The 15,337-nt window shown below is 42.3% G+C and carries 13 protein-coding genes; 4 read left to right on the forward strand and 9 right to left on the reverse strand.

Going from position 1 to position 15,337, the window contains the following annotated elements; all coding sequences use genetic code 11:
• Position 1: 1 nt before the first annotated feature.
• From FG24_RS08865 to acs, 4 genes are all read right to left on the reverse strand, one after another.
• The gene (locus FG24_RS08865; protein WP_036302668.1) at positions 2-316 is read right to left on the reverse strand and encodes a hypothetical protein; all 315 of its coding nucleotides are present in this window, start codon (positions 314-316) and stop codon (positions 2-4) included.
• 93 nt (positions 317-409) lie between these two features.
• Complete coding sequence (locus tag FG24_RS08870; RefSeq protein WP_152553400.1) at positions 410-673, reverse strand: hypothetical protein; 264 nt, start codon at positions 671-673, stop codon at positions 410-412.
• A gap of 221 nt (positions 674-894) precedes the next feature.
• Positions 895-1,485 (reverse strand): hypothetical protein, encoded by a 591-nt coding sequence (locus tag FG24_RS08875; RefSeq protein ID WP_036302672.1) that lies wholly within the window; start codon positions 1,483-1,485, stop codon positions 895-897.
• 251 nt (positions 1,486-1,736) lie between these two features.
• Entirely contained in the window at positions 1,737-3,713 is a 1,977-nt protein-coding gene (acs, locus tag FG24_RS08880) for an acetate--CoA ligase (protein WP_036302674.1), read from the reverse strand.
• A 133-nt stretch (positions 3,714-3,846) separates the two neighbouring features.
• Between acs and glnE the strand changes: the two genes are divergently transcribed.
• Positions 3,847-6,573 (forward strand): bifunctional [glutamate--ammonia ligase]-adenylyl-L-tyrosine phosphorylase/[glutamate--ammonia-ligase] adenylyltransferase, encoded by a 2,727-nt coding sequence (gene glnE / locus FG24_RS08885; RefSeq protein ID WP_036302676.1) that lies wholly within the window; start codon positions 3,847-3,849, stop codon positions 6,571-6,573.
• 91 nt (positions 6,574-6,664) lie between these two features.
• Here the strand turns inward: glnE and FG24_RS08890 are convergent, their stop codons facing one another.
• The 3 genes from FG24_RS08890 to dhaL all read right to left on the reverse strand — a co-directional run bounded on the left by FG24_RS08890 (position 6,665) and on the right by dhaL (position 9,525).
• Positions 6,665-7,651: a GGDEF domain-containing protein gene (locus FG24_RS08890; protein WP_051901586.1), complete on the reverse strand. Its 987-nt coding sequence runs from the start codon at positions 7,649-7,651 to the stop codon at positions 6,665-6,667.
• 219 nt (positions 7,652-7,870) lie between these two features.
• Positions 7,871-8,860 (reverse strand): dihydroxyacetone kinase subunit DhaK, encoded by a 990-nt coding sequence (dhaK, locus tag FG24_RS08895; RefSeq protein ID WP_036304160.1) that lies wholly within the window; start codon positions 8,858-8,860, stop codon positions 7,871-7,873.
• Positions 8,861-8,889: 29 nt separating this feature from the next.
• Positions 8,890-9,525, reverse strand: coding sequence for a dihydroxyacetone kinase subunit DhaL (dhaL, locus tag FG24_RS08900; RefSeq protein WP_036302678.1), 636 nt, complete (start codon positions 9,523-9,525; stop codon positions 8,890-8,892).
• A gap of 69 nt (positions 9,526-9,594) precedes the next feature.
• Here dhaL and FG24_RS08905 point away from each other — a divergent pair, with 69 nt between their 5' ends.
• On the forward strand, positions 9,595-10,962 hold the full coding sequence (locus FG24_RS08905; RefSeq protein ID WP_036302680.1) for a HAMP domain-containing sensor histidine kinase: 1,368 nt from the start codon (positions 9,595-9,597) through the stop codon (positions 10,960-10,962).
• 38 nt (positions 10,963-11,000) lie between these two features.
• Positions 11,001-11,639, forward strand: a complete 639-nt coding sequence (locus tag FG24_RS08910) for a response regulator (protein ID WP_036302682.1) — start codon at positions 11,001-11,003, stop codon at positions 11,637-11,639.
• Positions 11,640-11,800: 161 nt separating this feature from the next.
• Here the strand turns inward: FG24_RS08910 and FG24_RS08915 are convergent, their stop codons facing one another.
• Both FG24_RS08915 and FG24_RS08920 read right to left on the reverse strand, forming a co-directional pair.
• Positions 11,801-12,664 (reverse strand): DMT family transporter, encoded by an 864-nt coding sequence (locus FG24_RS08915; protein ID WP_036302684.1) that lies wholly within the window; start codon positions 12,662-12,664, stop codon positions 11,801-11,803.
• Positions 12,665-12,689: 25 nt separating this feature from the next.
• On the reverse strand, positions 12,690-13,799 hold the full coding sequence (locus tag FG24_RS08920; protein WP_036302686.1) for an aromatic ring-hydroxylating oxygenase subunit alpha: 1,110 nt from the start codon (positions 13,797-13,799) through the stop codon (positions 12,690-12,692).
• Between the two features lie 340 nt (positions 13,800-14,139).
• Here FG24_RS08920 and FG24_RS08925 point away from each other — a divergent pair, with 340 nt between their 5' ends.
• Positions 14,140-15,321, forward strand: a complete 1,182-nt coding sequence (locus tag FG24_RS08925) for an aspartate aminotransferase family protein (RefSeq protein WP_036302688.1) — start codon at positions 14,140-14,142, stop codon at positions 15,319-15,321.
• The last annotated feature ends 16 nt before the right edge of the window (positions 15,322-15,337 follow it).

Genomic DNA, 15,337 nt, shown 5'->3' on the forward strand with positions numbered 1-15,337 from the left:
GCTAATATTTCACATAGGGGGCGCTGTTCGTCACACTTGAATGATGAGTTAAGCGTTTACGAACAAATGAACGCACAGCACCAAATGCATAACGTTCGCCAAGGAACCAAACGGATACAGGCCAGAGGTATAGCGCTAGCCCAATAATCAAAATATCAAAATTAATGAGCATCTCAGACCCAGGGACATAGCAGTCACCGACAGGAGGGCAGCCAATACTATCCATGAACTGCCGCTCTAAATTGTGAAGTGCGGCAGGGATGTATAGCACACCAAGCCACCACAGCCATTTGATTGCTAAACCAATCAGTTTCATAAGCACCTAACGAAAATTAAAGGACGCCACGTATTTTCGGCGTTGTGCTTGACCGCAGGGTTACGTGGCAATAAGCAAATTGTTAAATGATTGTCAGTCTTCAATCGGAACGTAAATATCACCACGTGGGAGATAACCCCAGCCATTTTCTATACGAAAAACGGCACCCTCATAATCAAGTTCTATTTGAATCTCTGTTGCCGGGCACTCTGGTCCAGCTTTTATTTTTACGGTTGTCTGAGGTTGTTTGAAGGTTGTGATAACCCCAAAACCTGGTTTTTCAGTATTAAAGCATTGGATAAAAAATTGCTGCCCTTTATCATTGACTGTTACCACTAGATTTATTTTGTTTTTCATCGTAGTGGTATATCCGCCCGTGTCCTTATTTCTTATATTGCTATATGTACCAGATAATGGTGTATCTGATGCATGTAAACTATCCGTTATTATCGTCAATATTAGGAAAAAGAGTAGTCTCATATCAGTACCAGTGACCAGTCGTCAGAGTTGCCAAACGTTTCAATTATTAAGATATACAAGGGGCGTGTTTTAGTCCACAGTCCTGCTTGGTGAATGGGTTAGGAGTTGCGTGGGTCATTTAATTTTTGAAATTTTGACCGTTGACGAGAAAATTTGTCTTCTTCGTCCCAGGTAAAAAAAGCCTTAACTGAATATACTGACCCCTCAATATCAGTAAACATAAGTAGAATATATGATGTTTTGGGCGTGGTTACAAGATGACTGTCAATTCCTGTATTTGTGTCGTAGAACTTTTCGAGTCGAGATATAACCTCATTTGCAGTGTATGGAGATGTATTTATAGTAATGGAGGAACTTTCATTTGGCTTAATTACAACCTTTGTTGTTTTAGGGTAGCGAAATGTTTTTTTCTCATGTTCATAAAGAATACAAGAAACATCACGAGCTAGCTTATCCCCCGGATTTACTAAACTTAATGATAAATCCTCTGAGTCGTCGACTCTTTTCAAAGTGCCTGCATATATAAAGGGGGTTGTTGATACAAAGTGTTGTCTTTGCGCTATCTCGAATTGATTAACTATTGCTTTTCTAGAGGTCCTGGTTTCTAAAAGGTAGAATACAGTAGTGATAGCTAAAATAAAGTTGAGAGCAATTGGTATTAGTATTTCGGGTTTAAGAAATGTATCCATGCTAAAAAATAACTCCTAACGTGAAGTAGACACCGAATTAGGTGTATATCTTAGTGATGTTAAATGTGAATTTAAATCATTATTTTTATTAAGTTATTAATTCTTATGAGGTTAGTACTTTCATCTGCTTATTTTTCTGCTAAAAAGTACATCTAAGTAATTAACAGCCAATAGTGATTACGACAGTTCAAAAGCGATAACGCTATCATTATTATGATAGGCGGATAGAGTAAAGCATCCGCCTATTTCTTTTATTTCACTACTTCCTTTAACTGCTCCAAGATAGCTGGGTTGTCTAGGGTTGAAATATCCGAAGTAATTTCTTCACCTCTTGCTAGTGTACGTAACAACCTACGCATGATTTTTCCTGAGCGAGTTTTCGGTAAGTTGTCACCAAAGCGGATTTCATCTGGTTTGGCAATTGGGCCAATTTCTTTGCCTACCCATTCGCGTAGTTCTGCGACGATTTTTTTCGCGGCTTCACCTTCTGGGCGGGCACCTTTTAGTACAACATAGGCAACTACAGACTCACCTTTCACATCATGCGGTTTGCCTACGACAGCGGCTTCTGCCACTAGCGGGTTAGCAACGAGTGCAGATTCAATCTCCATCGTACCTAAGCGGTGGCCAGATACGTTGAGTACGTCATCAATACGGCCCATGATGGTGAAGTTACCTGTTTTTGCATCGCGAATCGCGCCGTCACCTGCAAGGTAAATCTTACCGCCTAGGTCCACTGGGTAGTAGCTGGTTTTGTAGCGTTCTGGGTCGTTGTAGATAGTACGTATCATAGATGGCCATGGCTTTTTAATCACCAATAAGCCACCTGTGCCCCAAGGCACGTCTTTACCTGTTTCGTCTACCACGTCAATATCAATACCAGGGAAAGGTAGCGTACATGAGCCAGGTACCAGTGCAGTCGCACCTGGTAGCGGGGTAATCACATGACCGCCTGTTTCAGTCTGCCAGAACGTATCAGCAATAGGGCAGCGGCTTCCACCGACTTGTTCAAAGTACCACATCCATGCTTCCGGGTTGATTGGCTCACCTACTGAACCTAGTAAACGTAAGCTAGATAGGTTGTAGTTTTTTGGGGCTACTTCTGGGGTGGTTTCAGAAGCTTTAATTAGTGAGCGGATTGCAGTCGGCGCAGTGTAAAAGATAGAAACTTTGTGTTTTTCTATCATTTGCCAGAAGCGGCCAGCATTTGGGTAAGTGGGGATGCCTTCAAAAATGATTTGTGTTGCACCCATGGCAAGCGGACCGTAAGCTACATAAGTGTGGCCTGTAATCCAGCCTACATCGGCCGTACACCAGAATACATCGTTTTCATGAATATCAAAGGTCCAGCGCATGGTATTCATGGCATGTAGCAAGTAGCCAGCGGAACTGTGTTGTACGCCTTTTGGTTTACCAGTAGAGCCTGATGTGTAGAGTAAAAATAGTGGGTGCTCTGCACTCACCATCATTGGTTCACATGTGTTGGCAACATCGGCAATCAAGTCGTGCCACCAAATGTTGTTGCTGTTCCATGCAATGTCTAGCCCAGTTTTTTTCAACACGACGACATTTTGAATGGCCTCACAGCCGCCCATTGCTATGCCTTCGTCCACGGCTGATTTTAATGGCAAGGTTTTACCACCACGGAATTGACCATCAGAAGTGATGACGGCTTTAGCGCCAGCATCAATAATGCGCTCGTTTAAGCTTTTAGCAGAAAAGCCGCCAAACACCACAGAGTGAATCAAGCCGATGCGCGCGCAAGCTTGCATGGCGACAACAGCTTCAATCCCCATTGGCAAGTAGATAATCACGCGGTCACCTACACTGAGGTTCAGCTTTTTCAAACCATTCGCAAACTGGCAAACTTGATGGTACAAGTCTTTATAAGTGACTTCTTTAGTGTTGCCATCATCACCTTCAAAAATAATGGCGACTTTGTTCGGGATAGTGTTTAAGTGTTTATCTAAGCAGTTGGCAGAAACATTAAGCTCGCCATCTTCAAACCATTTATAGAAGGGTGCGTTGTCTTGATTGAGGGTTTTAGTGAAGGGTTTGTTCCAGACCAGTAATTCACGCGCTAGCTTTGCCCAGAAACCTTCATAATCAGCAGCAGCTTCTGCACAGAGTTTGTTGTAAGCTTCCATGCCTGAGACATTGGCTTTTTTAACAAAGTCTGCACTAGGTTCAAAAACGCGGTTTTCGTGAAGAACTGATTCGATTGACATGCTTAAAATCCCCTTAAATCTTTGTGACCCGTTTATAATTTGGTACAAGGTTATCTAATTAATAATAGATAGATAACCACTAAAAGTAAGTTGTTACATCTTTGTAACTACGTCATATTACCTGAAAAATCTTATGCTAACACTCGATAATTTGTTATCTCAAAACCGCGCCCCTGCTAGTGATGAGGCTTATGTTTTACATGCGGTTACTTGCAGCCCATTTGTTGAAAGATTGTTTAGAAAAGATGCGCTTTTACTGCAAGATTTGTTACAAAATCTACATCAAGCCTATCTTTTAAGTGATATGCAAAATTTTTTAGCGGCTCAACATGTCGTCGATGAAATTAGCTTGAAACGAGCGTTAAGATTACTGCGTAGTCGTGTCATGGCACGTATGATTGTGAGAGACCTAAACGGCTTAACTAATTTACAAGAGATTATGCTCACGACATCAATGTTGGCTGAGTGTGTGATTAATACGGCGATTGAATACCTACACCAATGGTTGGTTACCGTGTATGGTCAGCCTGTAGATATGCATGGAAAAGCACAGCAACTTATTGTGATTGGTATGGGTAAGTTAGGCGGTGGTGAGCTAAATGTTTCATCTGATATCGATTTGATTTTTGCATATGAGTCAGAGGGGGCAACCCAAGGCGCTAAACCGATTAGCAATCAAGATTTCTTTTCACGGTTAGCTAAAAAGTTGATTGCTGCGATTGATGAAACTACTGAAAATGGGTTTGTGTTCCGTGTGGATATGCGCTTAAGGCCGTTCGGGTCAGAGGGTGCCATTGTGTGCAATCTTGATGCGCTTGAAGATTATTATCAAAATAATGGGCGAGAGTGGGAGCGTTACGCGTGGATTAAAGGTCGCGAAGTCACGGGTGGGGATGCAGTTTCCCGCCTATTAAAGCCATTTGTGTTCCGTAAGTACTTGGATTTTGGTGCCTTCGCCAGCATGCGTGATTTAAAAATCCAGATTCAGCGCGATGTGAACAGTAAAGGCATGCACGATAACATTAAGCTAGGTCGGGGCGGTATTCGAGAGATTGAGTTTATTGCGCAGGTGTTCCAGTTAATTCGTGGCGGCCAAGATGTTAGCTTGCAGATTAAACCAACCTTATCAGTATTAAACCTACTAAAAAACAAAGGCCTACTGCCAGAAAAAACAGTGACAGAACTCAGCGAGGCTTATGTTTTTTTAAGAAACTTAGAGCATCGCTTAATGTATGTAGATGATGTACAAACCCAAGAGTTGCCAAAGTCGGATGAAGCCAAGGCGCGCATCGCAAAAGCGATGAACTATCCAAACTGGTCGGCATTTATACATCAATTAGATGCGTATCGCGCACAGGTACAGCAGCATTTTGATGCCACGTTTGATGATGCAGGCAGTGAAGATACACTCGATGCAGAAAAGTCTATCTGGAATGCTTCTGTGAGCGAGGCTGATGCAATTAGCCAATTAGAAAACATAGGTTTTACCGAAGCGCATGAAACTTATCGTCGCTTAAGTGTGTTGCATCAAAGTAGCCGCTATAAGCAATTGCCAGAACTGAGCCGTCAACGCTTTGATGCAGTGATGCCACATGTGATCTCCCAAGCCGGAAAAATGCAGAATGCAGATATTACGCTAACCAGAGTGATGGATCTGCTAGAAAGCATCTGCAGGCGTGCAAGCTATTTAGCACTTTTGGCTGAGCATCCGCAGGCCATGCAATTATTAGTGAACTTGTGTAGTAGCAGTCCATGGCTCACTAATTATTTAATAAGCCATCCTATATTATTAGATGAGCTTTTAGATGTACGCACATTACATGCCGCTCCCGATTTTTCTGCAATGCGTGAGGAGTTGCTTGCAAGGTTAGCTGAGTTCACTGGCGATGTAGAGCGGCAAATGGATGTGATGCGTCACTTTAAGCATGCTTATATCTTTCGCTTTGCGGTACAAGACATTAATGGTGAGTTGCCGCTTGAAACAATTTCAGATTACTTAAGTGCACTTGCCGATTTAATTTTAAGCGTAGCGTTAGACATCATATGGCCAAATGTGCGAGGCAGGCATTTAGACGTGCCTAATTTTGCAGTGATAGGCTACGGAAAGCTAGGCGGGAAAGAGTTAGGCTATGCTTCTGATTTGGATATTATCTTTCTTTACGATGATGAATCTCCTGAGGCAAGCGAAGTGTATGCCCGATTTGCACAACGCATCAATAACTGGTTTAACAGCCTGACCTCGGCTGGCTTGCTATATGAAACAGACCTGCAACTACGTCCAGATGGAAATAGCGGCTTACTGGTAAGTAGGGTAGATGCATTTAGAGATTACCAGCTAAATAAAGCTTGGATATGGGAGCATCAAGCGTTAACGCGTGCTCGTTTTGTTGCAGGGGATAGCAAAATTGGTCAGGCTTTTGATGAAATTAAGACAGAAGTCATGACGCAGGCGCGTGATGCCGAAATCCTTAAAACAGAAGTATTGGCCATGCGTGAAAGAATGCGAAAAGCACAACATGTGCATGAAGGTATGTTTGATTTAAAGCATGGGGTAGGCGGCATTATTGATGTGGAGTTTTTGGTACAGTATCTGGTGTTGTTATACGCACCTAGCTACCCAGAACTTACTGTGAATATCGGGAATATCGGCTTGCTAAAGCGCATGGCAACTTTGAAAATCATCGATGCAGAACTGGCTGAAAGTGTTGCTGATGCCTATAGGCAATATCGTCATATGCAGCATATGCTTAAGTTGCAAGGCGCTACCCAGCTAAATATTAAAGCAGAAGAAATTGCTCAGGAAATTACCAAAGTCACGGCGCTATGGCGTCAAGTTTTTGGGAATCAAGTGCTTGCATAAAGCTAAAGAGTAGATAAACCGCAACTACTTAAGATCTATTTTAGGCCTATTTTACCGAGGACATGGTTGTCTACGATGTAAAGAGTGCAAATTAGAACAGCTCGATTTCGCCTTCTTTTTTATTATCTTGTAAGTCGCCACTGGCGATTAATAACTCATATGAATCTACACGGTTACGTCCATGATTTTTTGCATAATAAAGTGCTGTGTCTGCACGGTCTATAATCTGGCTTGAGGTATCAAACGGTGAAATTTCAGTAAAGCCAGCACTTACCGTCACTTTACCCACTTGTGGGAACTCGAAATTGGCGACTTTTTGTTTAAATCGTTCAAAGATATTTTGAATATCAAGTGTGCTACCACATTCAAAAAAACCAACAAACTCTTCGCCACCAAAGCGGAAAAGAGGGTCGGTTTCTCTAAAGCTTTGACGCATAAGCTGCGAGAACATTAGCAAGACTTCATCGCCGATTAAATGGCCAAATTGGTCATTAATCCTTTTGAAATGGTCAATGTCAAAAATCGCCAAGAAGTAAATCTGGTCAGCTTTATCTTCTTTGCGGTTTGTACTGCTATGCATCTGGGCAAGGATTTTATTGATTTTAAAATCAAAGGTTTTACGATTGAGTAAGCCCGTGAGCGTATCGCACTCGTTCTCGTTATTCAGTAAAACAAAGTTCTGATAAATCTCTAATATCATGCCAATCGGCACATCAAGGTGTTGATCTGCATGGTCACTATCTATTGCAATCACACAGTCTATATGTCCCATTTCACCTCTAAGGGGGTGAAGCTTAATGATATGGTTGTTTTCAGATTGATATGTGGAACGACTATCTGTTTGGATACAGTTAAGTATGACTTGCTTAAACTCTGCAGAGATGACGGCGCTGTTTGGATTGTTCTCAGCCGTTAATACTGTAATTATTTGTTTTTTTATATCTTTAAGGTGGTAGATAACTACCGATTTTGTTGCACCGACATGTGCTGAGTTGATAAAGTCAGACAGTGTTTTAATGAGTGCGACTTGCAGAGACAGGTCATCACGCTCTTTGGTGAGTGTTACTAGTTTGCTCAATAATGAGTTGATGCAGTAAGTTTGCAAGGATTGGCTTGATTTAAATGATTAGTAATTAACTAATACTTAATCATTTTAAAATTAATTTAGTTTATCTATGTTCAATCATACTATATAACCATGATGATGGGTAGGGTTTGAAAAAAGGCGTTAGTCAATTGTTTAAATTAATGGTTTTGGTTAACCCTAATGGGTTGTTTTAGCCATTTTAATGTTGTTTTACATTCCCCATCTAAGCGCCGCAGTATGCACTGGACTATCCCAATGCTGTTTAATTTCATCATCTAATAAGCATAATGTAATCGATGCACCTGCCATATCCAATGCTGTGGTGTAGTTGCCGACTAATGAGCGTGTAATGTTGATGCCGTGATTGTTGAGCAACTTTGCCGCGGTATTGTAAATAAGATACAGCTCCATTAATGGGGTAGCGCCAAAACCGTTAATGAGCAACAATGCCTCGCTATTTTTTGCTGGTTTTAATGCATCGAGTATGGCATCGACGACATCTTGAATAATGGCATCAGCTTCACGCATGGTTTCGCGTTTTCGACCAGGTTCACCGTGAATACCCACGCCCATTTCAAGCTCGTTATCGTTAATGTCAAAAGTAGGACGTCCTGCAGCGGGCACTGTACAACTGGTCAGGGCAACGCCCATGCTGGCTGTATGACTATTTACTTTGTCACCTAATGTTTTGCAGGCTTGCAAACTAGCGCCAGTTTCTGCCAAGCTACCTACACATTTCTCTACAATCACAGTGCCAGCGACACCGCGTCGTCCTGTGGTGTAAGTGCTATTAATCACAGCACAGTCGTCGCTAGTGAGTACAGTGGCAGATTCAAATGGCAGCATCTCCGCGGCCATTTCAAAATTCATGACATCGCCAGCATAATTTTTAACAATAAATAAAATGCCTTTGTCTGCATGCACGCTTTCAGCTGCGGCTAACATTTGGTCTGGTGTGGGAGATGTAAAAACATGGCCCGGACAGGCTGCATCTAGCATGCCATAGCCAATATAGCCTGCGTGTAATGGTTCATGCCCAGAGCCGCCACCAGAGATGATGGCTACTTTATTAAAGGCTTTTTGTTGACGGGTTAAAAAGTTGGGGGCTAGATGCAGCTTCACTAAATCATGATGCGCACCAGCGAAGCCACTTAGGCTCTCAACTAAAACATCGTCAATTTTATTAATAAACTTTTTCATCTTGAGACCTTTTAAATCTTGAGCAATGTTTAATTTGGCGTTAATAGTAGCTGTTTGCAAACGGCTTCAATCATTAACTGACAACTCTTCGCACCCGGGTCTATGTGCCCAATCGCACGTTCGCCTAAGCTTGCGGCACGACCTTTGGTTGCAATCAGTGCTTTTGTAGAGAGCATACCTTGTTCTGCTGTATGTACCAGTGCTGTACAGATTTCTTTTACATGGGTATTAGATGCACTCAAGCTTAAAAACTCTTTTGAGACTGGGATAAGTACATCCAGCATGGTTTTTTCACCTAAATCGGCTTTCCCGCGCTGTTGAATAGCCTCTACACCAGCAACAAAAGCGGCAGCATAGCTATGAGTACTGTCATCTGCTTTTTCTTTAAGTATTTTGGCCATGCTGATAAAGAAACTCGCCAAAAGTGGGCCTGAAGCACCGCCAATGGTGCTGAGTAATTTCATGCCAATTTTATTGAGTGCTGCATCTGGCGTCAGTGATTCAAGCTCTAAACGCATTTCAACAATAGCATTCGCACCACGTTTCATATTAATGTAATGGTCACCGTCACCAATTGCACGGTCTAGCGATTCCAGTTCTGATTCATGGTCTAGAATGGCGTCACGTATGGACTCTGCTGCAGATAATATAAATGATGTTTTCATGAATAACACTATATAGCGAATTGATTAAAGTTGTTAAACTCTACACATGTCATCAAGTGATTTCAACTCATGAGCTTACGTTTCCGTTTAAATTTACTGATTACCTTATTGTCATTTGCCTTTATATTAGTGGTAGGGTCTATATTAGTGACTGATACCCGTATTTCAATCCGTGAGCGGGTAGAGGCAGCCAGTCGTGTCACAGTGCAGTTGCTGGATACGGTGATTATCAGCTCAGCATTAAATCCTGAAATGGGGCCTACTCATGTGGTATTGCAGGGGTTTTTAGGTTCATTGGGTTATGTGCGCAGTAGTCACATCACGCTTTATGATTACCGAGGATATGAGCTGTATCGCTCACCGGAATCCACCTTTAAAAGCGATGTTGTTCCGCCGCAGTGGTTTGTGAAACTAGTACAGCCAAAAGTCGAAACCGTTGAACGTAGAATTCGCTACGGCAGATTAGTTGTGAAATCTAGCGCAGCAGGCTCCATTCGTGAGGCATGGGCTGGGTTTAATCAATTAATGTGGGTAGGGCTGGGGTTTTTTATCATACTCAATACTTTGGTTTACATACTATTAAGCCATTCACTAAAGCCTATTGGTAGAATTTTAGGGGCGATTAATCGTATAGAACAGGGTGATTTAACAACGCGCTTACCTACCTTCCCTTTGCCTGAGTTTGATACGATAGGGCACAGCTTAAATCGCATGGCTGAATCGCTGACTGCAGAGCGTTTGTTAGAAGAGAATCGGCAACTCACCCATTTGATTCAAAAGCATATAGAGGAAGAGCGCCGTAGTTTAGCGCGTGAACTTCACGACGAACTTGGACAGTATGTGACTGCCATCAAAACTTTTGCTGTGAGTATCGCAAATAAGGCCAAGACAAATAGCACTAGTGCAGGGATGACAGAAATTGCATCAAGCGCACAGGTGATTGTCTCAGCAGCTAACCAAATATATGACGGCATGCATAACATTGTCCGTCAGTTGCGCCCAGGAGCACTTGATAATTTGGGTTTGGCGGAAACGTTGAAAGACTTGGTCAGTAGTTATCAGGTGCAGCATCCAAAGCTGAATATTCAGCTTTATTTGTCTGAAAATCTGCAGTCAGGAAATTTACAGAGCTTGGGTGAAACTATCAGCATCAATCTATATCGAATAGTGCAAGAGTCGCTGAATAACGCATTAAAATATGCACAGGCAAGTACAATAGAGATACGACTGATTAAAATGTCTAATGGTGAGTTGCAATTAAGTATTAAAGATAATGGCATAGGCATGGATATTAATGCAGTAGATCAAAACCGGCATTTTGGATTGCTTGGTATGCGTGAACGAGTGCAGGCTTTGCATGGTACTTTTTCTATAACCTCGGCGCCTAGCCAAGGTACTGCAATTAGCATCAACGTACCTGAAAGTGTTACGAATTAATGTAATTTATGTGCCCAGTAATGGGAGAAGGTAAGTGAATGAGCCAGATTAATGTGATGTTAGTAGATGATCACGCAGTTGTTCGTATGGGATTCAAAATGTTACTTGAATCTGACGCAGATATTAAAGTGGTAGCAGAAGCCGAAAGTGGCGAGCTAGCAATACAGCGCTATGTTGAGCATAAACCCAATGTCGTTGTCATGGATATTACGATGCCTGGTATCGGTGGGTTGGAAGCGATAGAACGCATCTTGGCAAAAGATAGCGCTGCGAAAATACTCGTATTATCCGCACATGAGGATTCTGTTCATCCTAAACGAGTACTCAATGCGGGTGCCATGGGGTATCTTACCAAGCGTAGTGCGGCCGAAGAGTTGATTAAAGCAATACGTACTGTTGCTGGTGGCAAAAAATACCTAGAGGCAAGCGTTGCTCAGCAAATGGCAATTCAGCAATTATCAGGCGATCAAAACCCTGTGGATGTACTCTCGCCACGTGAGTTTGAGGTGTTTATGGCGTTGGCTAAAGGTAAGACGACTAACGAGATTGCGGAGACCTTATTTTTAAGCCCACGTACAGTAGGTACGCATTTGTATAATATTAAGCAAAAACTGAATGCTAATAACTCTGCGGAGATTGCATTGATTGCAATGCGTAGTGGCTTGCTGGACGCCTAGTATTCTAGTATTTAGGATGCCCAATGCTTGTATGCTTGGTATTTAATACGCCCAGTATTCATCAACCATCAGTAAAACAATCACTAGTAAAAATGGCGTAAAGCGATAAGCTGATCTTACGTCATTTTTTAAACTCAATTTTTATCAACTAAGCTTTAATTTTAGCGGGCGGTACGTATGCTGATAATGCCGCTCAGTATAATCAAGCCAATAGCAATCCACGCATCTAAGCTTAAGTGCTCCTGCCACCAAATCACGCCAATGATACTTGCCAGTAAAATAGTGACATAGGCAAGGCTAGCCACAACCAACGTATCTCCAGTACGGTAAGCGCGTGTTAGGGCAAGTTGTGCAATTGTGGCCGATACACCTAAGCCTATCAGAATAGGTAAATCACGCCAGACCAGCGCATGAAAGTGATCAAACAGCATCCATGTGCCGGCACAGATGGAAGAAACCAGCGTAAAGTAAAATACAGTGCGCCAGTCAGGCTCGTTGGCCTGACCTAGTTGTTTGACGTGTACATAAGCTAATGCAGCACCTATCCCTGATAATAAACCTAAAAAACCGGCTAACCATTCCGATTGATTGATGGTGGGTTTCAATAATAAGCTTACCCCAACAAAACCAATTGCTAGTGCAATGAGTAATGTCCTTTTTGGTTTTTCATGCAAGAAGAAAGGCATGAATATCGCTAAGAATAAAGGCGAGGTATAGTTGAGTGTGATAGCAGTCGCTAGTGGTAAATGAGCGATGGCGTAGAAGAATAAAATCAGTGCAGTGAAGCCTACAACAGCGCGCGACATTTGTTTGTGCATGACTGGTGTCGCTAGCGGTAGTTTTTTCTGAAAAATGAACAAACCGATAAATATCAAGCCGAATAATGAACGATAGAATACGAGTTCGGCGCTACTGAATTTTTGGGCGCCGAGTTTAACCAGTGCACCCATGATGGCAAATCCCAAGGCGGCTACCAGCATCCATAAGCTACCTAGGTTGGGTAGGGCGTAGCCAGTCTTTTTCATGTAGGGTATTTGGTTGGCATCAAGCTCAAACTGATGTCATATGCTGTTGCATTTGTTGGCGGTACCATTGATGAAAATGCTCCATCCCTGTTTCCATTGGGTGCTGGTATGGGCCCCGCTCATCAATGCCTTGCCCAAATAAAGCGTGGCGGCCATCGTGCATACGTTGGCATATGTCGTTATCTTCTACTGCGGTTTCCTCGTAGGCCGCTTGTTGTGCAGCAACATATTCGCGCTCAAATAAACCAATATCTTCCGGATAGTAAAACTCAACCACATTAGTGCATGCGTTAACGCCACGCGGGATAATGTGTGATACAACTAATACGTTTGGGTACCATTCAATCATCAGGAAAGGATAGTACACCATCCAGATTGCGCCATATTTAGGCGTTTTGTCTGTGTGGTACTTTGCTACCTGCTCTTGCCACGCTTGGTAAGTTGGCGAGCCTGCTTTGCTAAGCGATTGTTTGAAGCCTACGGTTTGCACGCTGTAATTGGCAGCAAATTCCCAGTTTAGCTGTTCACAGTTAACGAACTGATTAAGGCCTGGGTGAAATGGGCCAACGTGGTAGTCTTCCAAATATACTTCAATAAAAGTTTTCCAGTTGAAGTTATATTCTTCAACCGCTACGCGGTCTAACATATAGCCAGTAAAATCAAAGTCTTGTTTACACCCAAGGTTTGCAAGGTCTTTTGCAATATCACGCTTGGTATCGAACAGTAGGCCTTGCCAGTTTTGTAAAGTCTTTTTATCAAGATTCAAGCATGGGTTTTGCTCGAAATGCGGAGCGCCTAATAGTTTACCCTCTAGGTCATAAGTCCAGCGATGCAGTGGGCATACAATATTTTTTGCTTGTCCTCTGCCTTTAAGCATCAGCGCTTGGCGATGTCTGCATACATTGCTGAGTGCGTTAATGCCATCCTGCTGGTGCACCAAGCTTTTTGCTTGTGCCATCCAGTCTAGTACATGGTAATCGCCAACATTAGGTACCATTAGCTCGTGCCCAAGGTAATGCGGCGCATGGGCGAACAGATGCCTTTGTTCAATGGCATAAATATTTTCATCAACATACCAAGCGACTGGAAGTTGAGGTGTAGTGTCTTGTTGGGAAACCAAAGTTAAAGATGCCATATAAAAATATGATTGGCAGTTAAAATTTTAGGGATGGCGATTTTTGCCTAAATTGCTATTTTTATCAAGTGATTATTATATAATTATCTATAAGTTTTGTGCTGTAAAACTTGCCAATAGTGAGGTTTTCGGCTACTCTCGTGAGAGTTTCTTTGCCCTTCAATAAAAATATTATCGTCATCTTTTTTTAATTAATAAACCAAAGGTGTTGTTGCGATTCTTCATTAATTGATGAATTGCGGGATTTTTATTTTTGCGGGTTTCCTATTCGTAGGTTCCCTACTATCTACTGAGGGTAGGGTTTAGGCATATCTAATAATTTGTATTTGAGTAAATAATAATGTCAGACCACTTAATGAACACCTATATGCGCCAGCCAGTTACCTTTGTAAAAGGTGAGGGCGTTTGGCTATGGGATAACAATAATAATCAATACCTTGATGCACTAGCTGGTGTAGCAGTAAACGGCTTAGGTCATGCACATCCAAAGTTGGTAGATACGATTGCCAAACAAGCAGCTAAGTTGATTCATGTTTCCAATATCTACAATATTGCAGAACAAGAGGCGTTGGCAGATAAGTTGTGTGAAATATCTGGCATGGATAAAGTGTTTTTCTGCAACTCTGGCTGTGAAGCTAATGAGGCTGCCATTAAATTAGCGCGTCTCTACGGGCACAACAAAGGTATTAATACCCCTGAAATTATTGTGATGGACCAGTCTTTTCACGGACGTACTTTAGCCACGCTTTCTGCCACAGGTAATCGCAAAGTGCAAGCTGGGTTTGATCCATTAGTGAGCGGTTTTATCCGTGTGCCTTATGATGATGTGGAAGCTGTTAAACAAGTAGCGCTACATCACCCAAATGTTGTTGCTGTACTAGTTGAGCCTGTACAAGGTGAGGGTGGGATAAATATTCCTAAAGATGCGGGTGCATATTTAGAGCAGTTGCGCGAGATATGTGATGCTAATGGTTGGTTACTGATGTTAGATGAGGTGCAGACTGGTATAGCACGCACCGGTACTTGGTTTGCTTTTCAGCATACCAATATTAAGCCTGATGTCATGAGCCTTGCTAAAGGCTTAGGTTCAGGCGTGCCGATTGGCGCCTGTGTTGCAAGTGGTAAAGCGGCTGATGTATTTACCTATGGTAAACATGGCTCAACCTTTGGCGGTAATCCTTTAGCGACAGCTGCTGGTTTAGCGACTATCAATATTATTGAAGAAGAAAAGTTACGTGAGAATGCTGAAAATATCGGCAATTTGATACGTGAAGGCTTTGCTGCTGAGTTTAAAGGTACGCAAGGTGTTGTGACGGTACGTAATGCTGGCATGATGATTGGTATTGAGTTAGATCGCCCATGCGCAGAATTAGTAAAAATGGCATTGGAAGCTAAATTGCTGATTAACGTAACAGCCGACAAGGTTGTACGTTTGCTACCTCCGCTCGTCATGAATGAAGCTGAAGCAAAAGAGTTAGTGCAACGTTTGTCTGTGTTAATAAAAACATTTTTATCACAATAAATCATTTATAACATAA

The sequence above is a fragment of the Methylotenera sp. L2L1 genome, assembly GCF_000744605.1.
Classification (GTDB): domain Bacteria; phylum Pseudomonadota; class Gammaproteobacteria; order Burkholderiales; family Methylophilaceae; genus Methylotenera.

Excerpts from the sequence above, each read along its gene's own strand:
- FG24_RS08865 (WP_036302668.1), bottom strand. The coding sequence starts at position 316 with ATGAAACTGATTGGTTTAGCAATCAAATGGCTGTGGTGGCTTGGTGTG.
- FG24_RS08870 (WP_152553400.1), bottom strand. The coding sequence starts at position 673 with ATGAAAAACAAAATAAATCTAGTGGTAACAGTCAATGATAAAGGGCAG.
- FG24_RS08875 (WP_036302672.1), bottom strand. The coding sequence starts at position 1,485 with ATGGATACATTTCTTAAACCCGAAATACTAATACCAATTGCTCTCAAC.
- acs (WP_036302674.1), bottom strand. The coding sequence starts at position 3,713 with ATGTCAATCGAATCAGTTCTTCACGAAAACCGCGTTTTTGAACCTAGT.
- glnE (WP_036302676.1), top strand. The coding sequence starts at position 3,847 with ATGCTAACACTCGATAATTTGTTATCTCAAAACCGCGCCCCTGCTAGT.
- dhaK (WP_036304160.1), bottom strand. The coding sequence starts at position 8,860 with ATGAAAAAGTTTATTAATAAAATTGACGATGTTTTAGTTGAGAGCCTA.
- dhaL (WP_036302678.1), bottom strand. The coding sequence starts at position 9,525 with ATGAAAACATCATTTATATTATCTGCAGCAGAGTCCATACGTGACGCC.
- FG24_RS08905 (WP_036302680.1), top strand. The coding sequence starts at position 9,595 with ATGAGCTTACGTTTCCGTTTAAATTTACTGATTACCTTATTGTCATTT.
- FG24_RS08910 (WP_036302682.1), top strand. The coding sequence starts at position 11,001 with ATGAGCCAGATTAATGTGATGTTAGTAGATGATCACGCAGTTGTTCGT.
- FG24_RS08915 (WP_036302684.1), bottom strand. The coding sequence starts at position 12,664 with ATGAAAAAGACTGGCTACGCCCTACCCAACCTAGGTAGCTTATGGATG.
- FG24_RS08920 (WP_036302686.1), bottom strand. The coding sequence starts at position 13,799 with ATGGCATCTTTAACTTTGGTTTCCCAACAAGACACTACACCTCAACTT.
- FG24_RS08925 (WP_036302688.1), top strand. The coding sequence starts at position 14,140 with ATGTCAGACCACTTAATGAACACCTATATGCGCCAGCCAGTTACCTTT.